General features: G+C 48.4%; 24 protein-coding genes and 1 pseudogene. 24 read left to right on the top strand and 1 reads right to left on the bottom strand.

Features of this window, described 5'->3' with window-relative positions; genetic code table 11:
- From J2S00_RS18585 to J2S00_RS18470, 24 genes and pseudogenes are all read left to right on the top strand, one after another.
- Nucleotides 1-234: hypothetical protein (locus J2S00_RS18585; RefSeq protein WP_307343461.1), on the top strand; the 234-nt coding region annotated here is incomplete at its 5' end.
- A gap of 266 nt (nucleotides 235-500) precedes the next feature.
- Nucleotides 501-1566, top strand: a pseudogene (ltrA, locus tag J2S00_RS18580) (group II intron reverse transcriptase/maturase); the annotation flags it as partial.
- Between the two features lie 287 nt (nucleotides 1567-1853).
- Complete coding sequence (locus tag J2S00_RS18575; RefSeq protein ID WP_307343459.1) at nucleotides 1854-2381, top strand: helical membrane plugin domain-containing protein; 528 nt, start codon at nucleotides 1854-1856, stop codon at nucleotides 2379-2381.
- On the top strand, nucleotides 2374-2757 hold the full coding sequence (gene hypA / locus J2S00_RS18570) for a hydrogenase maturation nickel metallochaperone HypA (RefSeq protein ID WP_307343457.1): 384 nt from the start codon (nucleotides 2374-2376) through the stop codon (nucleotides 2755-2757). Before J2S00_RS18575 ends, hypA begins: the two co-directional genes overlap by 8 nt.
- On the top strand, nucleotides 2723-3418 hold the full coding sequence (gene hypB, locus J2S00_RS18565; protein WP_307343454.1) for a hydrogenase nickel incorporation protein HypB: 696 nt from the start codon (nucleotides 2723-2725) through the stop codon (nucleotides 3416-3418). Before hypA ends, hypB begins: the two co-directional genes overlap by 35 nt.
- A 34-nt stretch (nucleotides 3419-3452) precedes the next feature.
- Entirely contained in the window at nucleotides 3453-4463 is a 1011-nt protein-coding gene (locus tag J2S00_RS18560) for a hydrogenase small subunit (RefSeq protein WP_307343451.1), read from the top strand.
- A gap of 97 nt (nucleotides 4464-4560) precedes the next feature.
- On the top strand, nucleotides 4561-6171 hold the full coding sequence (locus J2S00_RS18555) for a nickel-dependent hydrogenase large subunit (RefSeq protein WP_307343448.1): 1611 nt from the start codon (nucleotides 4561-4563) through the stop codon (nucleotides 6169-6171).
- 74 nt (nucleotides 6172-6245) lie between these two features.
- On the top strand, nucleotides 6246-6713 hold the full coding sequence (locus tag J2S00_RS18550; RefSeq protein ID WP_307343445.1) for a hydrogenase maturation protease: 468 nt from the start codon (nucleotides 6246-6248) through the stop codon (nucleotides 6711-6713).
- Entirely contained in the window at nucleotides 6703-7005 is a 303-nt protein-coding gene (locus J2S00_RS18545) for a hydrogenase maturation protease (RefSeq protein ID WP_307343441.1), read from the top strand. Before J2S00_RS18550 ends, J2S00_RS18545 begins: the two co-directional genes overlap by 11 nt.
- A 37-nt stretch (nucleotides 7006-7042) precedes the next feature.
- A complete protein-coding gene (locus J2S00_RS18540; RefSeq protein WP_307343438.1) occupies nucleotides 7043-8248 on the top strand; it encodes a tetratricopeptide repeat protein in 1206 nt (401 codons plus the stop codon).
- 57 nt (nucleotides 8249-8305) lie between these two features.
- Nucleotides 8306-8683, top strand: coding sequence for a hypothetical protein (locus tag J2S00_RS18535; protein ID WP_307343435.1), 378 nt, complete (start codon nucleotides 8306-8308; stop codon nucleotides 8681-8683).
- Between the two features lie 2 nt (nucleotides 8684-8685).
- Complete coding sequence (locus J2S00_RS18530) at nucleotides 8686-9534, top strand: NifU family protein (RefSeq protein WP_307343432.1); 849 nt, start codon at nucleotides 8686-8688, stop codon at nucleotides 9532-9534.
- Complete coding sequence (locus tag J2S00_RS18525) at nucleotides 9516-10616, top strand: NHL repeat-containing protein (protein ID WP_307343429.1); 1101 nt, start codon at nucleotides 9516-9518, stop codon at nucleotides 10614-10616. Before J2S00_RS18530 ends, J2S00_RS18525 begins: the two co-directional genes overlap by 19 nt.
- A 38-nt stretch (nucleotides 10617-10654) precedes the next feature.
- Nucleotides 10655-10984: a HypC/HybG/HupF family hydrogenase formation chaperone gene (locus J2S00_RS18520; protein ID WP_307343426.1), complete on the top strand. Its 330-nt coding sequence runs from the start codon at nucleotides 10655-10657 to the stop codon at nucleotides 10982-10984.
- Between the two features lie 4 nt (nucleotides 10985-10988).
- The gene (locus J2S00_RS18515) at nucleotides 10989-11237 is read left to right on the top strand and encodes a HypC/HybG/HupF family hydrogenase formation chaperone (protein ID WP_307343423.1); all 249 of its coding nucleotides are present in this window, start codon (nucleotides 10989-10991) and stop codon (nucleotides 11235-11237) included.
- The gene (gene hypD / locus J2S00_RS18510; RefSeq protein WP_307343421.1) at nucleotides 11234-12355 is read left to right on the top strand and encodes a hydrogenase formation protein HypD; all 1122 of its coding nucleotides are present in this window, start codon (nucleotides 11234-11236) and stop codon (nucleotides 12353-12355) included. The genes J2S00_RS18515 and hypD overlap by 4 nt, the downstream gene beginning before the upstream one ends.
- A 25-nt stretch (nucleotides 12356-12380) precedes the next feature.
- Nucleotides 12381-13070: a HoxN/HupN/NixA family nickel/cobalt transporter gene (locus tag J2S00_RS18505; RefSeq protein WP_307343418.1), complete on the top strand. Its 690-nt coding sequence runs from the start codon at nucleotides 12381-12383 to the stop codon at nucleotides 13068-13070.
- 51 nt (nucleotides 13071-13121) lie between these two features.
- Nucleotides 13122-14162 carry a hydrogenase expression/formation protein HypE gene (hypE, locus tag J2S00_RS18500; protein ID WP_307343415.1) on the top strand — a complete coding sequence of 347 codons (1041 nt, stop codon included), beginning with the start codon at nucleotides 13122-13124 and terminating at the stop codon, nucleotides 14160-14162.
- Between the two features lie 58 nt (nucleotides 14163-14220).
- A complete protein-coding gene (locus tag J2S00_RS18495) occupies nucleotides 14221-14472 on the top strand; it encodes a Uxx-star family glutaredoxin-like (seleno)protein (protein WP_307343412.1) in 252 nt (83 codons plus the stop codon).
- Between the two features lie 14 nt (nucleotides 14473-14486).
- Nucleotides 14487-16778, top strand: a complete 2292-nt coding sequence (gene hypF / locus J2S00_RS18490) for a carbamoyltransferase HypF (protein WP_307343409.1) — start codon at nucleotides 14487-14489, stop codon at nucleotides 16776-16778.
- Nucleotides 16779-17429: 651 nt separating this feature from the next.
- Entirely contained in the window at nucleotides 17430-18704 is a 1275-nt protein-coding gene (gene ltrA / locus J2S00_RS18485) for a group II intron reverse transcriptase/maturase (RefSeq protein WP_307343406.1), read from the top strand.
- A gap of 141 nt (nucleotides 18705-18845) precedes the next feature.
- Complete coding sequence (locus tag J2S00_RS18480; RefSeq protein WP_307343403.1) at nucleotides 18846-19046, top strand: hypothetical protein; 201 nt, start codon at nucleotides 18846-18848, stop codon at nucleotides 19044-19046.
- A gap of 90 nt (nucleotides 19047-19136) precedes the next feature.
- Nucleotides 19137-19607 carry a restriction endonuclease gene (locus tag J2S00_RS18475; protein WP_307343400.1) on the top strand — a complete coding sequence of 157 codons (471 nt, stop codon included), beginning with the start codon at nucleotides 19137-19139 and terminating at the stop codon, nucleotides 19605-19607.
- On the top strand, nucleotides 19583-23137 hold the full coding sequence (locus J2S00_RS18470; protein WP_307343398.1) for a type ISP restriction/modification enzyme: 3555 nt from the start codon (nucleotides 19583-19585) through the stop codon (nucleotides 23135-23137). Before J2S00_RS18475 ends, J2S00_RS18470 begins: the two co-directional genes overlap by 25 nt.
- On the opposite strand, the gene J2S00_RS18465 is transcribed toward J2S00_RS18470, so the two are convergent.
- Nucleotides 23134-23399 (bottom strand): integrase core domain-containing protein (locus tag J2S00_RS18465; protein ID WP_307343395.1); only part of this gene is annotated, 266 nt, incomplete at its 5' end. The genes J2S00_RS18470 and J2S00_RS18465 overlap by 4 nt on opposite strands.

Here is a 23399-nt window from a genome sequence, read left to right as displayed (position 1 = left end):
GGGTACTCCTTTCTTTTATGGAATGTCGCCAATTCCGAGGATACCCTACCTATTTTTATTTTTTCAAGTGCTTACACAAAATATTGTACGTCATCACCTAGCAAGGTTATAGACCAAGGAGATTATTTTACAGTTAAGCTTATAGATGAAAAAGATGGTTGCCGTTATATTTTTGTTGATATTGATAAACAAACTGGTAAAGTCGTTGATAAACGAAAGGAAAATAATTGCTAAGAATTTAAATCTTATCCGGGGAGGCCTGTACTGTACGCCATCTGAAGATGGTAGCCAAAACCGAAAGGTTTTGCTGAATGTACAGGAGTCAGCAGAGGCCATAGTACCTGAGTAGGGGACGCCTGAAAAAGGGAAGGGCCGAACGTCAATTCGGGATGAATCAGACTCTTTCGAGATGCAGTGCGTTGAAGCAAAATTCCTGACGAAACTCTTCCAAGGAAGGATGGGTGAAGCCCGGAGGGCCTTGGAATGAGGGCTGAGCATTGCCCGGCAACGGTGTCAGGTTGTTAGGCATTCCTACCGTGATACACAGGTTCATCCAACAAGCCATTCTCCAAGAGCTCACGGCAATCTTTGTCACTCACTTTTCGCCCCACAGTTATGGATTCCGACCCCAGCTCCGGCCCCATGATGCCGGCAAGCACAACGATATATATCCAAGAGGGATATAGATACGTTGTGGACATTGACCTGGAGAAATTCTTTGACCGGGTTAATCACGATATTTTGATGAGCCGGGTGGCACGACGGGTGAAGGACAAGCGTGTCCTGAAGCTGATACGGGCCTATTTAAAAGCTGGGATCATGTGGGGCGGTATCAAAGTCCGATCAGAGGAGGGGACCCCGCAAGGAGGTCCATTGAGCCCGCTATTGGCCAATATTCTCCTTGATGACTTAGATAAGGAACTTGAAAAGCGAGGGTTGCGCTTCTGCCGTTACGCTGATGACTGTAACATTTATGTGCGCAGCAGGCGTGCAGGGCAACGAGTGAAGCAAAGTATTCAAAGGTTCTTGGAGAAGAAGTTAAAACTCAAAGTCAATGAGGAGAAAAGCGCTGTCGACCGACCATGGAGAAGGAAGTTTCTGGGCTTCAGTTTCACCAAGCAACGCGAAGCCCGGATACGTCTAGCCTCGAAGTCCATCCAACGCTTTAAGAACAAGATACGCCAGCTGACCAACCCTAACTGGAGCATTTCAATGGAAGAACGAATAGAGAAGCTGAATCAATACACAATGGGATGGATAGGATACTTTGCTCTAATTGAGACACCAAGCCCTTTGAAGCGTTTAGAAAAGTGGATAAGGAGAAGGCTTAGGTTATGCCGTTGGCATCAATGGAAACGAGTCCGAACCCGAATCCGCGAACTAAGGGCACTTGGACTTAAAGAACATGAAGTGTTTGAGATTGCAAACACTCGTAAAGGAGCATGGCGAACGACAAAGACTCCTCAACTACACAAAGCCCTCGGCAAAGCCTATTGGCTTGCACAAGGGCTTAAGAGTTTAACTCAGAGATATTTCGACATTCGTCAAGATTGGCGAACCGCCTAGTGCGGACCCGCATGCTAGGTGGTGTGAGGGGACGGGGGTTAGTCACCCCCTCCTACTCGATTACGTCTAACAAGGTGAAATGGGAAGATTGATTGACGGATAAAATCGAACAAGGTACAATTTAGATATAATTTATAATTAAGTTTATTTTTCAGAAGTGTATGATTTGTAGGTTATTAGGATGGCGTTTAGTGGAACATGCGAATAAAAACGTAAGAGAAGGAGAGTGGTAACGGACCAAAAGGATGATTTTTTCTGCTACGTTTACCATGAAAGGAGGGGTCAGAATGGCAGAAATGGGCAAGGGAACGGTGGTAGAGAGGGCGACCGATCAAGTCTTGGTAGAGAAACTTTCGGACCCGCACACAATCGAGCAATTGATTCGCTTGCTCGATAAGCTGGAGCAGGTGACGTTTCTGTTGGACATGTTAGAAAATTTTCTGCGCCGCGGTCCTGAAATCGCTGATTCGATCAACGATCTGGTTGTTCTCTTACGGCAAAGTTTGTCCAAGCCCGAATACGTGACACGTTTTGAGCAAGCTTATGCCGCCATAAGTCACTTGCAGGAGTTTCTCGATTCACCTCAAGTTCAAGAATTATTTAAATCTGATGTCCTTGATGTGCGTGCGGTGCAGATAGTCGGAAAAGTGTCGCGTGCGATGATTCAAGCCTCTACAGAAACAGAGCAGACGGGAACAAAACGAGTGGGCATCCTGGGACTCATGCGGGCATTGAGTGATCCAGAACTACAACCGGCACTCAATTTTGTTCTTCATTTCGCACAGCATTTATCGAGGGAGCTTAGCGATGCATGAACTGTCCATAGCCCACAGCTTGGTAGAATTAGCCATCGAAGCAGCTGAAAAGACAGGGACGAAACGGGTGAAAACGCTTTACCTAAAACTTGGCGTTTTATCAGGTGTGGTGAAAGAGGCCCTGGAATTTTCTTTTGACGTTGTGGTTCAAGGGACGCCCCTTGAAGGAGCAAGGCTTGTGATTGAGGATATTCCGGTAAAAGTATTCTGTCCTGATTGTAAACAAGCGCATATTTTGCCTGAACCGTTTCCGATGCGCTGTCCCGTATGCAAGAGGAGAACAGGTCAAGTGCTTGAGGGGCGCGAAATGGAATTATATGCCTTGGAAGGAGGCGAAGAAGATGCAGGAAGTGACGTTAAACCCCCGGATCGTTGAAATTAGACAGAACATTCTTAAGAAAAACGATGTTCTTGCGCGGGAGTTGAGAAAGGGGTTTCAGGAAGCCGGTGTCTATGTTATCAATTTAGTCTCAAGCCCGGGAGCGGGAAAAACAACGCTTTTGACAGAAATGTTGACGCGCCTTGGCGAACGGTATGGTGTGGCAGCATTGGTCGGTGATTTGGCAACAGAAAACGATGCTGAACGTCTACGCCTAAGCGGAGCGCAAGTCCGTCAAATTACTACTGGCACCGTTTGTCACCTTGATGCGGAAATGGTTAAAAGAAACTTGGAAGGGTGGGACTTAGAAGCTATTGATTTTCTCTTTATTGAAAATGTTGGCAATCTCGTTTGTCCAGCAAGTTACGATCTAGGAGAAAATCAGCGTGTTGTTCTCTTTTCTGTGACAGAGGGGGAAGACAAGCCTGTGAAATATCCTACCATCGTTAACAGCGCCGATACAGCGGTTATTACCAAGATTGACTTGGCCGAAGCGGTGGGTTTTCAGCGGGAGTGCTTCTATGAAGCGTTGAACGAAGTTAGACCAGGCATCCCCATTTTTGAAGTTTCTGTGCGCACGGGAGAAGGGATTGAGGAGTGGATAGCCCATTTGGAGGCTGGCAAAGCAGCTTTTGAAAAAGCAGCAGGTTGTTTGTAACCGGACATCAATATGAAAAACTGAGTTGCCAATCTTGTGGTTCAGTAAGCTCGCTCATTTGGAGGTGGAAAAAGTGGCGAATCTTCTGTGGATACATGGCGGCGCATGCAATGGAAACACCCAATCGTTTTTAAATGCTGAGGAGCCGACCGTGGTTGATTTAGTCAGTGATTTTGGTATCAACATCCTTTATCATCATTCTTTGGCTATGGAATTTGGCGACCAAGTGCGCCATTTATTCGATCAAATCCTTAGTGATGAAATCCCCTTGGATATCTTGGTGGTTGAAGGGACGGTCATTCAGGGGCCGAACGGAACAGGGCATTACGATATGCTCATGGATCGCCCGAAAAAAGAGTGGATATGGAACTTTGCCCACAAAGCCCAGTACGTCGTGGCTGTTGGTGACTGTGCATGTTGGGGCGGGATACCGGCGACGAAGCCAAATCCCACTGAATCCATTGGCCTGCAATACTTGAAGGGGGAACGGGGCGGGTTTCTCGGATCCGATTTCCGTTCCAAAGCGGGATTGCCCGTGATTAATATTCCCGGTTGTCCGGCTCATCCCGACTGGGTCACACAGATTCTCGTCGCTGTTGCCACTGGCCGCGCAGAAGACGTACTGTTAGATGAATTGCAACGGCCGCAAACATTCTTCAAGACGTTTACCCAAACCGGTTGTACGCGTGTGCAATATTTTGAGTGGAAAGAACCGGTTGAGGAATTTGGACAAGGTACACGGAAAGGTTGCCTCTTCTACGAACAAGGTTGCCGAGGCCCGATGACCCATTCGCCCTGTAACAGGATTCTCTGGAACCGTCAATCGTCCAAAACCCGGGCTGGGATGCCTTGCATTGGTTGTACGGAGCCTCAGTTTCCCTTTTTTGACTTGGCACCGGGTACAGTGTTCAAGACACAAAAGGTTCTCGGCTCGATTCCAAAAGAAGTGCCTCAAGGCAGCGACCCGTTAAGCTACTCCGTCCATGCGGCAATGGCTCGGGCGGTCGCACCGAAATGGGCGAAGGAAGACATGTTTGTGCCATAAACATAATGGGTTTCAACGAAAATACCCCTTAATGTATCTTTTGAGGAAAATCATTTAAAAAGGAGGGGTTAGGGGTATGACTGAGTCAGGAAATATGATGACAAGCAATAAAATGGAATTAAAAGTCCATTCACTGGGGCGCGTGGAAGGTGACTTGGATGTCAGAGTGGCTGTAGAAGATGGAGTGGTCGTTGATGCCTGGACGGAAGCCACCATGTTCCGCGGCTTTGAACTGATTTTAAAAGGAAAAGATCCGCAGGCTGGTCTGATTGTTACCCCGCGGATTTGCGGCATTTGCGGCGGCAGCCATCTTACCAAGTCGGTCTATGCTTTAGACACAGCCTGGAGCACGGAAGTTCCGCCCAACGCTACGCTTATTCGCAACCTTGCCCAGGCTGCCGAAACGATCCAAAGTATTCCCCGCTGGTTCTATGCCTTGTTTGCTATTGGTCTGACCCATCAAAATTATGCTTCCTCCAAAATGTACGACGAAGTTGTTCGCCGTTGGGCGCCGTTTGAAGGCGAACATTATGAGATCGGTGTCGTTGTTTCCGCCAAACCGGTGGAAATTTACGCCATCTTCGGGGGACAGTGGCCCCATTCCAGCTTCATGGTTCCGGGGGGTGTCGTAAGTGCGCCAACGCTTTCCGACATTACCCGATCCATTTCGATATTGGAATATTATCGTGAAACTTGGTTGGAAAAGATCCTTCTCGGGTGTTCGGTTGAACGCTGGCTTGAAAACAAGACCTGGTCAGACGTCCTTGAGTGGCTCGATGAAAAACCGGAGCATCGCGATTCCGACCTAGGTTTATTCATTCGTTACAGTATGGAGATCGGCTTGGACAAATATGGAGCAGGTCCGGGCCGTTATCTGGCAATGGGGAATTTCTTCCATCCGCAAAAGTATCGCTATCCGACCATTGAGGGGCGGAATGCAGCGTTGATTGCCCGAGCCGGGGTATATGACGGTAAGGACTATCACGATTTTGACCAAGCCCGCGTGCGGGAAGACCACACAAACTCTTTCTACCGAGGCGGCGGCTCTTTCCACCCGTTTGAAGGCGTGACCGATCCCATTGATCCCGCTGACGGGAAAAAAGAAGGGAAGTATACGTGGGCCAAGGCGCCCCGGTACGACCTTCCGGGTGTAGGAGAGATTCCGCTGGAGGTTGGACCACTGGCCCGTCAAGTGATCGCCGGGCGTCCAGGTGCGGAAGAATGGCAAGATGACGATCCTCTCTTTTTAAATATCATCAAGGAAATCGGACCGAGTGTGATGGTGCGTGTGCTGGCACGCTTGCACGAAGCTGCGAAGTACTACCTGCGTATGAAGGAATGGCTTAACCAGATTGATTTAAATGAAAAATTTTATGTTAAGCCCCAAGAACTTCCTGAAGGGCGCGGCTTTGGTGCCACTGAAGCAGCCCGTGGATCCTTGGCCGACTGGATTCAAATTAAAGACGGAAAAATTGAAAATTATCAAGTCGTAACGCCGACAGCGTGGAATATTGGGCCGCGGGATCGTCACGGTCAGCGTGGTCCCATTGAAACGGCGATGATTGGCACACCCGTCAAAAATCCCGAAGACCCGGTCGAACTGGCTCACATTGCGCAAAGCTACGATTCGTGTCTCGTTTGCACCGTTCATGCTTACGATGTTAAGACACATAAAGAATTGGCAAAATACGAGGTTATAAAGATCTAAGGGACGGTGACGTTATAATTTACAATGGCGGATCGCTTATTGAACAGGTTACGTTCGCAGAAGGGGGAATCCAAGTGACCGTCATTATTGGATGCGGCAATTTGCTCCGCAGCGATGATGGAGCGGGTCCCATGCTGATCCGCAAATTGTGGGAACTTGGCGTTCCCCCAGGTGTACGTTTGGCAGATGGTGGAACCGCAGGTATGGATGTTGCCTTTCAAATCGGGGATGCAGAGGAGCTCATTCTCGTAGACGCTTGTAAGACAGGTGCCGAACCGGGTACGATTTTTGAACTCCCTGGTGAGGAAGTGGAAACACCTCCTTTAAAATCTCTCAACCTTCACGATTTTCGTTGGGATCACGCCATCGCCATGGGACGTTGGTTATTGAAAGACCGCTTTCCAAAGAAAGTGACGGTTTTCCTCATCGAAGCTGAAAACTTGTCGCACGGATTTGGCTTGTCTCCCACGGTGGAATCGGCCATGGAGCGTTTAGCCAAGGCGTTGCTCCAACGCTTGGGAGGGAAAGGAAATGAAGATTGAACTTACCTCAACGGGTTATCTCCATATTCCCGCTGAAGAAGCGGTGCGGTTCCCTACGGGAACCGCTATCGCTTTACTGCGCGGTGAAGAATTGTGGCTTATGCCGGTAAGTCATTCAGGAGCAGGGGGTTTATTGTTAAAACAGCGCAATTTGCGCGGTGACCGTAGCGTGTTTGTGCAAGAACTATTGCCCGATGGTGTGCCGCCGGGGTTACGTGACGCTGTGTGGGATGATACGCTCGGGGCGCTAAGGATCCCCCTTATGCATTCAAGTTCCACGGCACAACTTTAGGCATGGTTTGCTTTCTAAGGAAAAGGAGGGGGAAAACGTGCTGCGGCCGCAACCGATCGGTGTTTTTCCAGGAACGGCAGGGTTTTTGCTTCTGCCGTCTGTTCCAGAAGGAAACAATCTGTTGTCACTTCTCCTCCGTGGGGATCTTCCCGACATTTGGCCGGATGAGTGGCGTTTTTTCGCTGCGGCCATTGAGGGTCAAAGCGAGCAAGTTGTCTTATCGTTATTACCGCAAGGCCCGGAAGGTATATTTAACCGTTTTATTCTGGATCCACAGGCCCACATATATGCTTTGGCCAAGGAAAGAATGACTGGAGACCTTTCGCTTCTCCTGGATGCGGTGGCCTGGCGTTACGGTCTTCGCGATACGCCCCCTCCGCATGACGACACCACTGGGGAAGTCCGGGCGTTTTTATTAGCCACTCAGGCATACGGTGCCTTTCAGAAAAAAGATTGGTCAACCGGGCTTGAGCTCCTTTTGGAGGCAGCAAAATCTGTCAGGGATGTCTCTCCCGTATTTTCCTCCAGACTCTATGCTGAATGGGCGGCGACGAAACAGATGCTTGACGGTCACGTCCAGGATACGGTTGAGGGGTATCGTCACGCTCTTGACCTCTTAGAAACATCTTCATTTCAAGAAGCCCGGGCAGAGCTTTGGTTTCAGTTGGGAACGGCTTATCAAACCGGTGCCGAGGGACGGAAAGAGCTCCTCTTGGAAGCGGTTAAGTGTTACCACGAGGCGCTGAAAGTGTATCGCAAAGAGACCCATCCTGAAAGCTATGCCATGGTTCATATGAATTTGGCTTTGGCTTATCTTTCCATGCCGGCAATTGATCGAGGCTCCCATTTGCGGACTGCGGTGGCCATTCAATCGCTCAGGGAGGCTTTGCACATTTTTCAAAAGGAGACACATCCAGAGCTTTGGGCGAGCGCAACCGTCAATCTGGCCAACGCATTACAACATGTGAAAACATCCCATCCGGAAGAAAATCTTTGGGAAGCCGTGGCACTTTATGAAGACGTACTTGCCGTACGCCGCCCTGAGGACGATCTTTTGGGATATGCCCGTGTTTTAGCCAATCAAGGAAATGCTCTGGCTCATTTAGGCGCGTTTTCCCGGGCGGTACCTCGCTTAGAAGAGGCCAGTCGCATTTTCCGTTCGCAAGGGGAACAAGATGCCGCAGAGGCCGTAGAGGAAATATTAGCTGAAATAGCCCGGAAACAAAAGGTGACAAAAGAATGAGCGGAGGCATCTATAACATTATAATGCAATCGAAGGAAGAAAGAGGGAGAGTGGACCATGAATCTTCATGAGCAACAATACTTCAACTTTCTGTTGGCCATGGCCGTTGACCGATTTAGTGAACGTATCGTTCAGCGCAATGAAGGCATACAAAACGCATTGATTCGGCTCCGTACCAATCCGCAAGGTGACGGTGTATGGCTAAATGAATTCGTGGACGCATTTTTTCGTGAGGCTCTCCTGGATAACCCGGCTGGGGCTTGCTTGATTCTACAAGCGTTGGCCAAGCAGAATCTAACCGTTCCTTCCTCCATTTTTGAACACACCACCGTCGGGGAGGTATTGCAAGCGATGGCAAAACAAACCTTTGCCGCCTTGTTGTTGCAAAAAACGGAAGAAGCGCTCGAACAGTCGCTGGCGTTTGGGGGTGATTGACGATGAAGGTCCAGCAGGAGGATTTTCACGCTTTGGCGGAACATGTGGATCGGGTTTTGGAATCAGTTAAAGAGCTGCCGGAGGATGCTTGCAGGAAGGCGATGGAGTTAAAAAAGGCCATCGAAGCCTTTCATGAACATGCTCTCAGGAAGCTCATCCGTACGATTCGTGAAACAGAAGAGGGCAAAGAGCTGCTGCTTAAAGCGGTGGGAGATCCTGCCGTCTATGCACTGCTTTCGATGCACGGCATCATCAAACAAGACTTGTTTACACGTGTCGCAGCAGTGCTCGAAGAAGTGCGCCCCTATTTGCGCTCGCACGGTGGCGATGTAGAATTGGTTAAAGTTGAAGGTCATACGGCCTATGTCCGCCTTCAAGGTGCTTGCTCCGGTTGTTCTTTATCTGCTGTGACGTTGAAAACAGCGGTCGAGGAAGCGGTCAAAACGCGTGTGCCAGAAATTGAAGATGTGCTCATGGCGGAAGACGAAGTTGCTTCCGGTTACATGCCGTTGCATGTTATCGACGAAGCGGATAACCTGGAACAAAGTGGCTGGGTGAAAGGTCCGTCAGTCTCGGACCTGGAAGAAGGAAGGGCGGTCCGTTTTACCCATCAGGCGCACGACATCTTATTGGTGCGCATCGATGGAAAGGTGATGGCCTATCGCAACCAGTGTCCCCATATGGGCATGCCCCTTGACGGGGGAATGGTCGACGGTGGAGCCATTACCTGTCCGTGGCACGGCTTCCGTTTCGACTTATCAACCGGGGAATGTCTGACGGCCCCCCACGTTCAGTTAGAACCGTTTCCGGTACAAGTGAAGGACCAATGGGTATGGGTACGGTTAAACTGACCGCTTATCCCGAACGGTGGTTGGGGGGACCCGCTCCCGGAGGTCTCACATTGCCACCGGCATGGCCAAACCGGATCAATCTATACGCCCCGAGGGGGGTATATATGGACGATGACGTCGTCGTGGTGGCCGACAGTGGCAATCATCGCCTGCTCATTTGGTACGGGTGGTCAGAGAACGATCATGCCCCGGCGGACGTTGTTTTGGGACAGGCCGATTTTGAATCTGAGGGTCCCAACATGTTTCATCTCCCAACTGGCGTAGCGGTGATTGAAGGACGTTTGTTTGTTGCCGACGCATGGCATCACCGTCTGTTGATTTGGGATACGTTGCCGGAAAAAAGCAACCAGCCGCCCGATCATGTCCTGGGTCAACCTGACATGCAACACATCGACCCCAATCGAGGAGGGAAGGTCTGCCCGACGGGATTTTATTGGCCTTACGGCTTTGCTTACGTCAATGGCTGGTTTTATGTGGCAGACACGGGCAACCGCAGGATTCTGGGCTGGAAAGGCATCCCGGAAGACGGTCAAGTACCTGATCTCATTCTGGGTCAACCTCATGGTTACGTCAACGGCGAAAACCGGGGGAAGGGTGTGGGTGTGGACACGTTTCGTTGGCCACATGCCCTTGCCGGTGATGAAAGGACATTATTTGTCGCCGATGCAGGCAATCATCGCGTTCTCGGCTATACGCCTCCTCCAGATATGGACCGTCCCGCCGATTTGGTACTCGGGCAAAAAAACTTCACGGAATCGTTTGAATTACCCCACGTTCCCCAGGGGCCACGGCGGTTGCGCTTTCCATACGGCATCTCCTTAAGCGGCGGCTTGCTCGCGGTGGCTGATACGGCCAACAATCGCGTCCTACTTTATACAGAGTTACCACGCAAAGGGGCGTATCATCCCGCATCCTGCGTCATAGGCCAACAAGACTTTGATGGGGCGGGAGAAAACCGTTGGCAAAAGGTGGCATGGGACACTTTATGCTGGCCTTATGGCATTTGGTTTCATAAGAATAGATTGGCGATCGCCGATTCGGGGAACAACCGCGTCATTGTGTGGCGCCTCGAATTTGAGTAAACACGTTTTTAATGACGGAGAAGAGGAGGAACGTGTCCATGTGCTTGGCGATACCTGGCCAAATTGTGGAGCTGCTAGACGAGGATCAACACTATGCCATGGTCGATGTCTCCGGCGTGAGACGGAAGATTAACATTGGTCTGCTGAAAAATGAAGGAGCCCATCTTGGCGATTGGGTACTCATCCACGTCGGATTTGCCATGAGCAAGATAAGCGAGGAACAAGCGGTTGAACAATTGAGACTGCTAAGCATGTTAGGTGAAGCGGACGAGGCCATGGAGGAAGTGATGGGCTATCAATTTGATGAAAAAATGAACGTGAAATCTTCATCGGTCAAGTCCTCAAATGACAAAATGAAAGAAGGATGAGAGGATGACTAAGAAAGTCAATCTGAACTCATTTGGCAGAAATAAGTTGTCAAATCATGGCTGTTCAACATGCGCCGATGTGGCGGTTCCGGTAAAAGTCATCGAAATTCATGACAATGAAGCAGTGGTAGAGGACCGTTCAGGAGTACGCACGAACGTTGCCATTGACTTCGTTCCCGACATCAAAAAAGGGGAAATCCTTCTTGTTCATATGGGCGTGGCTTTGGGGCGAGCATTGGAGGTGCAAACATGACGACAATGAAATATGTTGACGAGTTTCGCGACCCGGAATTGATCCACAAGATTTCGGCAGAGATTCATCGTCTCGTAGATCCCAATGACAACTACCGTTTTATGGAAGTTTGCGGCGGACATACATTTTCTATCTTTCGATTCGGACTGCAGAACTTGCTGCCGGAAAACATTGAGCTCGTCCATGGGCCGGGTTGTCCAGTTTGTGTCCTTCCCACGGGGCGCATGGACGAAGGGTTGACGATCGCCCAACAGCCGGATGTGATTTTTACCGCTTTCGGTGATGTGATGCGGGTACCGGGGCGTAAGGGAACCCCCTTGGAACTTAAGTCCAAGGGGGCAGATATACGGATGATTTACTCCCCCTTGGACGCATTAAAGATCGCCATCGATAATCCCGACCGGCAGGTGGTGCTGTTCGCCATCGGCTTTGAGACGACGGCTCCGTCGACGGCGCTGACGATCTTGCGCGCCCGTGACTTGAACGTGCAAAATTTTTTTGTGTATTCCAATCACGTTCTTATCATTCCGGCGATTCGCGCGATTCTGGACTCTCCAGAAATGCGTATCGACGGATTTATTGGGCCTGGCCATGTCTCTACGGTGATCGGCACACGTCCATATGAATTTATCGCCAAAGATTACGGAAGACCTGTGGTCATCTCCGGGTTTGAGCCCCTGGATTTATTGCAATCCATCCTTATACTGGTCAAACAAATGAGGGAAGGCCGTTCGGAAGTTGAAAATCAGTACATCCGCGTTGTCCCTTCGGAAGGGAACATCCCTGCTCTTAAAGCGATGAACGAAGTCTTTGAAGTCCGGCCTTTCTTCGAATGGCGCGGCCTCGGAATCATCTCCCAGTCGGCGTTGAAACTACGACCCGAATTCGCACAATGGGATGCGGAAGTTCGCTTTCAGGTAGAAGGCGCGTGTATGACCGATCCGAAAGCGGCTCAATGCGGTGAAGTGTTAAAAGGAGCGTTAAAACCGCATCAATGCAAACTGTTTGGTAAGGAATGCACTCCTGAACATCCTGTGGGTGCACTCATGGTGTCGTCCGAAGGGGCGTGTGCGGCATATTACCATCATGTCCACTTGCGTCAAGCCATGGACGAATAGTCCAAACAAGAAAGGAGATGTGTCAATGGATTTGCTGGTATTGCTGGGAGTTGCCCTTTTCCTTGGTATGCGTCATTCATTAGATCCCGATCACCTTGTGGCCGTTTCTACCTTGGTTTCTGAGGAGAAGCGACTTTGGCCTGCCGCCTGGCTTGGCTTCATTTGGGGGGTCGGTCATATCATTCCCATCGCCCTCGTCGGGCTCCCAATATTAATCTTTCAATTGGAAATGGCTCCTCAATTCGAAGATATTGTCGACGCAGGGGTCGGTTTTCTTCTTGTGTATCTGGGAGTGGTTACGCTCTGGCGTGTGTTCAAAGAGCGTGTCCATTTTGATGTTCATTCCCACAATGAAACGGTTCATGGACATTTTCATCGTCCCGGCCATAGCCACCCGTCCGAGAAGTTGGAGCGACGTCAATGGATCACCTTCGGGTTCGGCCTGGTGCACGGTCTTGCGGGAAGCGGTGCTGTCGCTGTGCTGGCCATGCAGGCATCAGTAAGCCTGGAGATGGCGATGCTTTGGCTCCTGATTTTCGGCCTGGGCACGATCCTTGGGATGTTTGCCATGACGTTGTTCATCGCTGCACCGGCTCTTACGGTGGCTTCAAAGCGTGTCGCAGTCCACGCGAGCATTCGCACATTCGCAGGTTTAGCCAGCTTATGCTTTGGTGGTTTTATGCTCTGGACTATTCTGCCCGAATTGTTAGGATAAGGATACGTTTGTTTCAAGCATGTACAGCCAGAGGTAAAGGAGGGATATGGGATGAAGACCACCAAGGTGCGTTTTACAGATCCCCAGATTGAATTGGCCCATGGCGCTGGCGGGAAAGCTAGCCGTCGGCTCATCGAGGGGCTTTTGGTCCCTTACCTGGAAAACAACAAACTAACGGAGATGAATGATGCAGCGTACGTCGTTACTGACAGGGAAGGGCAGCGTTTGGCTTTTACAGCAGACAGCTTTGTTGTCAAGCCGCTTATTTTCCCAGGCGGGTCCATCGGGGAACTTGCCATCAATGGGACGGTAAACGATTTGGCCATGGCTGGGGCAAAGCCGCTGGCGTTAGTGAACACGATCATATTAGAAGCGGGTTTGGCTACATCTGAATTGGAACGGGAAGTGGAGGCCATGAGCCAGGCAGCGCAACGTGCCGGTGTATCCGTAGTGGGTGGTGATACGAAGGTAGTGGAACACGGTAAAGCAGACGGGCTGTTCATTACCACTGCCGGCATCGGTCTTACTGATCCACGTGTCTGTCTTTCAGCTAAAAACGTTCGCCCTGGTGATCAAGTCATTCTTTCTGGCCCCATTGGCGATCATGGGATCACCGTGCTTTTGGCCAGGGGGGAGTTGGAACTAGAAGCAGAGCTTAATTCGGATACGCGCCCTCTATGGCCATTCGTTGCCACTCTTATCGAAGCTGCGGCACCAGGACTGAAATGGCTGCGTGATCCGACGCGGGGCGGGTTGGCTACAGCGTTAAACGAATTGTCAAGAGACGCCAGGGTTGCTGTTGTGCTGGATGAGGAAGCCATTCCTGTGCGCCCTGCTGTGCGAGGTGCCTGTGAAATTTTAGGCTTGGATCCTCTTTACATTGCCAACGAAGGACAATTTCTGGCCATCGTTTCGCCAGAATACGCCGACATTGCCTTAGAAGCTCTCAGGCGCACACCAGGCGGGGAGAACGCACAGCGTATCGGAGAAATTCAGGAAAAGCCGGAAAGAGTCGTCTTGGCGCGGTCCCAGTACGGAGGAAACCGGGTCATCGATATGCTTACCGGCGACCCGTTGCCCCGTATTTGTTAACGAAACACAAGGGAAATTTACTGCATCATCCTTGAAGGCCTGGAGGTGCTGAATTACGATGCTCGAACTTTATGGTGCAAAAGGGTGCCCTTACACGGGGGAACTGCGGGAATCTTTGCTCTGGGACGGGAAGGAGTTTGTGGAATATGATGTGGAAGAAGACGAGGAAGCGTTCAAACGGCTCATTGCTTTGACGGGAGGGCGTACCGTCCCTGTTCTGGTGGAAGGCCAGAGGGTCATTCAAATCGGAGTTTCAGGCCGTGGCTGCATTGCCGCACCCTCCTCTTCCATGCCAAATGCATCGTCATAAGGCAGGTGTTCGTTATGAAAACAGCACGACGCATTCACGTCCGCGGCGTGGTTCAAGGGGTTGGATTCCGTCCCTATATCTTCCGTTTGGCCAAACAATGGTGTCTCAGCGGATGGGTATGCAATGGGGAAAGCGGTGTGGAGATCCATGTGGAAGGAGACACAGGCGCTGTTGAAGGTTTTCTCCAGGCAATCACGGAACGTCCCCCGCTGATGGCGCAAGTGACCAATCTGGAATGGGAGGATGCTGCCGTGGAAGGGGTGACTGATTTTCAGATTCGGGAAAGCAGGCTCCATGACCGGCCCACGGTGAACATTCCTGCCGATTTGGCTGTGTGCTCAGCGTGTTTAGCCGAGCTGTTCGATCCCGCAAACCGCCGCTATCTCTATCCATATATCAATTGCACGGATTGCGGGCCTCGCTATACTGTGATATACCAACTGCCGTATGACCGTCCCTACACAACGATGAAAACGTGGGCCATGTGCCCAGTCTGTTCTGCAGAATACCAGGAGCCCGGCGACCGCCGATTTCATGCGCAACCGATTGCTTGCGCCGAGTGCGGGCCTCATTATTACCTGCGGTGGCAAGATGGCGGGATACATGGTGATGAAAAGGCCGTCAAAAAGACGACCCAACTTCTTTGTGAAGGGCGCATTGTGGCGATCAAAGGACTTGGCGGGTATCATTTGGCGTGCGATGCTGAAAATACCCAGACGGTGCGGACGCTCAGAGAGCGGAAGGGCCGTTGGGCAAAACCGTTTGCCTTGATGGTCAAAGACATTGCGACGGCACGGACGCTGGTTGATCTGTCGCCTGAAGAAGAGGAACTCCTTACGTCTACAGTTCGTCCCATTGTGTTGGCCAGGGCACGCCGGTTGCTTTTGGGAGTGACCCCCGACAACATCGACCTGGGCGTGATGCTTCCGTATACGCCGCTTCATCACTTGTTGTTTTACTATGGGGCGCCTCCTGTGCTGGTGATGACGAGCGCCAATTGTTCCAGTGAGCCCATCGTCTATCAAGACAGGGATGCTTTGGAAGACTTGCAAGGGCTCGCTGACGCGTGGCTTATCGGTGAGCGGCCCATTGCCCGCCGCGTCGATGATTCCGTTGTTCGTGTGAGTGCATTTGGAGCGACCGTACTCCGTCGGGCGAGGGGGTACACTCCGCTCCCTGTCGCTCAATTGCCCAGCGATCGGCCCATTCTTGCTGTTGGGGCTGATTTGAAAAACACTGTCACGTTAGTTGTCAAGGGAAAAGCGATTATGAGCCAGCATTTGGGTGATCTGACGCAATATGAAGCATATACAGCGTTTGAGCAGACCGTCAGTGATCTTTTAGCGATGTATGAAGTCCCATTAGCGGAAACGATCATCGCCTATGATCTCCATCCCGAATATCGCTCCGCCCAGTTTGCCCGCGAGTTGGAAACCTACAAGCATGTTGGCATCCAGCACCATCGCGCCCATGTGGCATCTGTGTTGGCAGAACGAAATGCTCTGGACAAACAGGTCATCGGAGTGGCATTTGATGGTACAGGTTTTGGTGACGACGGGGCAATCTGGGGTGGCGAACTGTTTGTTGGAAGCCTTGCGGAAGGTTTAAAACGGTGTGGGCATCTTCGTTATGCCGTGCTTCCCGGCGGCGATGCGGCGGCAAGGGTACCGCTGCAAGCACTGGCTGGTTTCTTTGCAGACATGCCAGAATTGGCAACGGATGTTGGCAGGCGGCTGGCTCTTCCTGAACGGTTTTTTACGGCCTTTAAGCTGGTGGAAAAACAATTCCGTACCTTTCCCACCACGTCTGTCGGCCGGCTGTTCGATGCGGCGGCCGCCCTTTTGGGCTTTACCGGGGCTATTTCATTTGAAGGCCAGGCAGCCATTTGGCTCGAGCATCTGGCACGCTCTGCCCCTTTGGAAAGGGTGTATCCTTTCCCATGGAATGGAAAGGAACTTGACTATCGTCCTCTCGTAGAAGTGATGGTGGAAGATCGTTTAAGGGGGCGGGACGTAGCGGCTATCGCCCGTTCGTTTCACAGGAGCATCGCTGAAGGAATATACAGAAGCGCCCTGGCTATAGGAGAGGCCTACGGGATCGATACTGTTGTATTGTCCGGAGGAGTGTTTCAAAATTCCCTTTTGCTAGCTGATCTAAAGGCATTGTTTGCTGATAGTACCATGCACGTCTGGATAGGCAGGGAGGTTCCCCCTAACGATGGTGGCATCAGCCTTGGGCAGGCGGCACTGGTGGCGGCAGGACATGGTATCACAAGACAGTTTCCGGGCATCCATGATCAGCAATAGCTCCCCTTAAAAGGGGCTAAGGGTTCCCCATTTATAAAGGAAACTTTGGCTTTATAAGTAAGGTAGGCTGATCAGCCTACCTTACTGTTTTGGTACGCCCGGCATGGGTGCGTGACTATAGGGTGAAAGTCCCGAACGGGGGCTGGCGAGCGCCTACCGTTAGCTGAAAGCAAGGGTGTCCGCCGTGAGGCGGAATCTGAAGGAAGCTGGAGGCAAACACTCGACCTGAGGTACACGAACTCAATTTGAGGCTGTTACAGTCGGATGAGTCTGCCAAACAAGACGAAGTCCTAAGCCGCCAAGGGCTGTAGCAGTATATTGGGCAGGTACATGAGTGGAAAGTACGTGCTCTTATCCGGGGAGGCCTGTACGGTACGCCATCTGAAGATGGTAACCAAAACCGAAAGGTTTTGCTGAACGTACAGGAGTCAGCAGAGGTCATAGTACCTGAGTAGGGGACGCCTGAAAAGGGAAGGGCCGAACGTCAATTCAGGGATGAATCAGACTCTTTCGAGATGCAGTGCGTTGAAGCAGAATTCCTGACGGAACTCTTCCAAGGAAGGATGGGTGAAGCCCGGAGGGCCTTGGAATGAGGGCTGAGCATTGCCCGGCAAGACCTGAACCTCATCCCGCGAAAGGAGAAATATCTCGATGGCTTTGTTGGAGAACATTTTATCACGGCCAAATTTAACCAAAGCACTCAAACGTGTGGAGGCTAACAAAGGAGCTCCCGGCATCAACGGGGTTTCAATTGAACACCTCCGAGATTACATTCGGGAGCATTGGCCAGCAATTAAACAAAAGCTGCTGGAGGGAACCTACCAGCCAGCACCTGTCCGAAGGGTCGAAATCCCGAAACCTGACGGAGGTGTCAGGTTGTTAGGCATTCCCACCGTGATAGACAGGTTCATCCAACAAGCCATTCTCCAAGAGCTCACGGCAATCTTTAACCCTCACTTTTCGTCCCACAGCTATGGATTCCGACCCCAGCGCCGGGCCCATGATGCAGTCCGGCAAGCACAACGATATATCCAAGAGGGATATAGATACGTTGTGGACATTGACCTGGAGAAATTCTTTGACCGGGTCAATCATGACATTTTGATGAGCCGGGTGGCACGACGGGTGAAGGACAAGCGTGTCCTGAAGCTGATACGGGCCTATTTAAAAGCTGGGATCATGTGGGACGGTGTCAAAGTCCGATCAGAGGAGGGGACCCCGCAAGGAGGTCCATTGAGCCCGCTATTGGCCAATATTCTCCTTGATGACTTAGATAAGGAACTTGAAAAGCGAGGGTTGCGCTTCTGCCGTTACGCTGATGACTGTAACATTTATGTGCGCAGCAGGCGTGCAGGGCAACGAGTGAAGCAAAGTATTCAAAGGTTCTTGGAGAAGAAGTTAAAACTCAAAGTCAATGAGGAGAAAAGCGCTGTCGACCGACCATGGAGAAGGAAGTTTCTGGGCTTCAGTTTCACCAAGCAACGCGAAGCCCGGATACGTCTAGCCTCGAAGTCCATCCAACGCTTTAAGAACAAGATACGCCAGCTGACTAACCCTAACTGGAGCATTTCAATGGAAGAACGAATAGAGAAGCTGAACCAATACACAATGGGATGGATAGGATACTTTGCTCTAATTGAGACACCAAGCCCTTTGAAGCGTTTAGAAAAGTGGATAAGGAGAAGGCTTAGGTTATGCCGTTGGCATCAATGGAAACGAGTCCGAACCCGAATCCGCGAACTAAGGGCACTTGGACTTAAAGAACATGAAGTGTTTGAGATTGCAAACACTCGTAAAGGAGCATGGCGAACGACAAAGACTCCTCAACTACACAAAGCCCTCGGCAAAGCCTATTGGCTTGCACAAGGGCTTAAGAGTTTAACTCAGAGATATTTCGACATTCGTCAAGATTGGCGAACCGCCTAGTGCGGACCCGCATGCTAGGTGGTGTGAGGGGACGGGGGTTAGTCACCCCCTCCTACTCGATCAAAAGCCTCTTAAATAAAAAGGAATGAATAGATATATGTCGAAATAGGAAAATAAAACTACACAAGAGGAAAGAATGGAATGAAAAAAGTATACGTGCGTGGCTCAACGCTTGTTAATTTATCCATTATCTGTTTTATAGTTTTTATTTGGACAATTATTGTTGAATGGATGAAAGGAAACGAGTTTGACTCCTTTTATTTGATTGCGGTATATATGGGTATTGTACTGTGGCTAATAGGGAAGTGGAAAGTCAAAAGAGAAAAGCAGAGAATAGCTTAGGATTAGTAATAGAGGTAGTTCCATCCAATCCTTTAAGATTGCCATTCCTTAAGATTAATGTAATATCATGGAGGAAGTGGTGAAAGACAAATGAGTACACAAATAATCGACAAATTAGACGAATGGAGAAAATTTGAGTCGACAACGAAAAAAGGTGAACTTTTTGAACGGTTTGCACTATCATATCTACGCAAGGCTCCTGTTTATCAAAATTTGTATTCAGAAATTTGGCGTTGGCGCGATTGGCCTGATAGAGGAGGATTAGGTGATACTGGTATTGATGCGGTTGCCGAAGAAAGGCATACCGGTAAACTGTGGGCAATTCAAATTAAATTCCATGAGGAAACTTTAAGAGCTGATGATATAGCTACATTTTTGGCTTTGTCAGGAAGAAAAGAGTTTTCTTATCGCCTGATTGTAACATCATCACCGCTTGGCTCAAATGCAGAAAAACTGATTCGAAAGCAGGATAAACCTGTAAAAGTTTTAACACTAGCTGATATGCTAGAAAGTGCTGTTGACTGGGATTCATTTAATTGGCGGACGATTTGTCTTTTGTAAAAAAAGACCTCCGTCCATACCAACAGGAAGCTATTAATGCAGTAATTGATGGGTTTTCTAGAATTGACCGGGGTAAGTTAATCATGCCTCCGGGGGCAGGAAAAACATTTACAGCACTTAAACTTTCAGAGCGTTATGTAGGAGCAGGCGGCAGGGTCTTGTTCATGGCTCCTTCGATTGCTTTGGTGGAACAGCCCATAAGAGCATGGATGGAAGATACTGATACACCTTTAAGGATATTTGCCGTGACAAGTGATCACACTGTTGGTCGTACAGACGATGACCAACTAGGAGATACAAGCATACTTTCATACCCACCTACCACAAACGCAGATGAACTTATTGAAGGAGTTTTATCTGTAGACGATAACCATATGACAGTGGTTGTTTCTACATATCACTCTTCACAAGTTATCGCTGATGCACAAAAAAACGGCTTGCCAGAATTTGATTTGATTATTGCAGATGAGGCTCACCGTACTACTGGGGTTGTAAAAGCCCAAGACCCTGATGATTCGTCATATTATCACATGGTTCATGATAACAACTTAATTAAAGGTAAAAAACGTCTATATATGACAGCAACGCCCCGAGTCTTTATTCCCCGAGTTAAGAAAAAATTAGACGAAGGCGGATATGATTTCTACTCTATGGATGACAAAGAAGTGTACGGGGAAGAGTTTTATCGTTTAGGTTTTGGTCAGGCTGTAGAACGTGGGATACTTTCGGATTACAAAGTGGTCATTTTGACCGTTGATGAGACGGAAGTACATGAGAAATTACTGGAATACCTGAACCGAGAAGATTCACCAGAAGTAACAGAAGCAGCAAAAATGATCGGGTGTTGGCGTGCCCTGAACGGTTATCTTCAAAACACTAAAATAGAGCCGTTAAAACGAGCAGTTGTATTTACAGGTAAAATCAGTGAGTCCAGGCAGTTTGCCAGAAAATTTAGAGATACCGTGGAATTATATGCCTCTGACATGATCAATGAGGTAACCAGCCGGACATTTGAAGTTGTTCATGTTGATGGCTCCATGACTGCTTCAGAGCGTAAACAAAAGATAGCATGGCTTAAACAAAGTTTTGATTCAAAAGTTACCCGCATACTAAGTAATGCCAAAGTTCTAACTGAAGGCATAGATGTGCCTGCATTGGATGCGGTAGTATTTATGCGACCCCGCCGTTCAGTCGTGGATATTGTTCAAGCTGTGGGTCGTGTCATGAGAAAAGCTGAAGGCAAACAGTATGGCTATGTCATTATTCCAGTTCTCGCTAATCCTGAACAAGACCCCGAAGAGGCTTTGGATAAGAACGAAGAATTTAAAACGGTGTGGGAAGTACTTGGAGCTTTACGTTCGATTGATGATCGTTTGGATGCAGAGGTAAGGTCTGTCTGGCTTAAAGCTACAAAATCAAATAAAGCAACAAAATATATTGGTGATGATGACGACAAAATTATTATTGACGTAGAAGAAAGATGGCAACAACTTGCTGCGGATCTATTTGGTGAGAAATTACGCCGGGCGCTGATTGGACGAATAGTCGAACGAGTGGGAGATCGACGGTATTTTGAAACATGGGCCAAAGATGTGGCTGAAGTGGCCAGTAGAATAGAGAGACATATTAAGCAAGTATTGGAGCATGACAGTGAACTAGGTGAACAAGCTAGAACAACTTTCGACAACTTTTTACGTTCACTTCATGACGTAATTAATCCGATGGTAACTAAAGATGATGCCCTGGCCATGCTTGTTCAGCATATTATTACCAAACCAATTTTTGATGTTATCTTTGAACAATATGCTTTTCTTTCCCATAATCCGGTTTCTCAGGCTTTAGACCGAATTACTGATTTATTCAAGGAATTTATTGAAAAGGAAACAGGGACATTACAAGGCTTCTACCACAGTGTATATAATCGTGCCCGGGGTATGGATAAGGAAGCAGAGAGACAAGAGTTTCTCAGTAACCTTTATGATACCTTTTTCAAAACAGCTTTTCCTAAAACCTCTGATCGCTTAGGAATTGTATATACACCTGTTGAGTTAGTAGACTTTCTAGTCAAAAGTGTAGATGTTGTATTGCAGGAAGAATTTTCATGCTCCTTAGCAGATAAAGATGTTGTTATTTTAGAGCCGTTTACAGGTACAGGCACGTTTTTGTCACGGCTTATGCACTTTATTCCCCCTGAAAAGCTAAAAGAAAAATATAATAAAGAAATATGGGGAAATGAAATACTACTATTGCCATACTACATCGCTCTAGCCAACATAGAAAGTACTTATTACGAAATAACAGGAGAACATAAGCCTTTTGGAGGTCTTATACTCACCGATTCTTTCCAGCTCATGGAAGATGAAAACACAATAGATAATCAACTGTTCCCTGAAAGATACACAGAGTCTTTAAGGCAACAAAAGCAGGCTAAAATCAATGTTATCCTTTCAAATCCTCCTTGGTATTCTCGTCAGGAAATGGAGGGGATGAACAATCAAAATTTGAAATATGAAAAGCTAGATGAAAAAATACAAAAAACATATGCTGCTCATACAACAGTAACCTTAAAAAATGCACTATATGACAGCTATATTCGTGCTATTCGTCTTGCAACAGATCGTATTGAAGATAAAGGTGTTATTGCCTTTGTAACAAACAATGGATTCATTGACAGTAATTTAACTGCAGGATTAAGAAAACATTTAGCTGAGGAATTTAGCAAAGTTTATGTACTTAATTTGCGTGGAAATGCACGACTATCAGGTGAAGCATGGCGTAAAGAAGGTGGTAAGATATTTGGACAAGGTAGTCGTTCAGGTGTAGCCTTACTTATACTTGTAAAGGATAAAAATCATAGAGGGCCTGCTACGATTTGCTATCATAATATTGGTGATTATTTAAGTAGAGAGGAAAAGCTGGCCAAACTGAAAGAATATCAGGACATAAGTCGTGTGAATTGGGAGCAAATTAAACCTAATAAATCGTATGATTGGATAAACCAGCGAAGTGATCAATTTACTACATTCCCTTCCATGGGGAACAAAGATAAGAACGCTGTGAGACATGATGTGATTTTTAATGAATATAGCCTTGGAGTTAGTACTAATCGAGACGCATGGGTATACAACTATTCCCATGATGATCTCGAGGAAAATATTAGTACAATGATAGATGAGTATAACAAAGCTGTAGAAACTTATCATGCTGGTGATATATCAGATAAAAATATTGATGATTTTATTCATAATGAACCGTATAAAGTAAAATGGAGTAGTAGATTAAAACAAAAATTGATTATAGGGGAGAAACAAACTTTCTCATCACAGAAGATTATTTTATCAATGTATCGCCCATATATTATAGAGTGGCTTTACTTTGACTCTGACCGTGTTTTTAATGAAAGAATAGGGATTCTCCCCAAACTTTTTCCGAAACCCGATGTTAATAACATTGTAATTACTGTACCAGGCCAGGGGAGTAAAAAGCTGGATTTGAGTCAATATCCTGGACACAAAAAAGTTAAGTTTTAAGCGGAATGTTTCAAAAGATCTTCCACTTCCTGAGGTGTTCTGTAACCCAGGCGGCTATGAATTCTTTTACGGTTATACCACCCTTGTATGAATTGAAATAGGGCTAAGCTTGCCGAATGAAAGTCGAGATACTGTACATGGTTGACTTCCTCTTTCTTTAGGATGGCATGAAATGATTCGATACAAGCATTGTCATAAGGACATCCCTTTCGGCTGAATGACTGTATGATTCCCTGAGATTTGACATATTGCTCAAATGCTT

The organism is Caldalkalibacillus uzonensis, assembly GCF_030814135.1.
Taxonomy (GTDB): domain Bacteria; phylum Bacillota; class Bacilli; order Caldalkalibacillales; family Caldalkalibacillaceae; genus Caldalkalibacillus; species Caldalkalibacillus uzonensis.
This window is presented reverse-complemented; position numbering and strand designations above follow the sequence as displayed.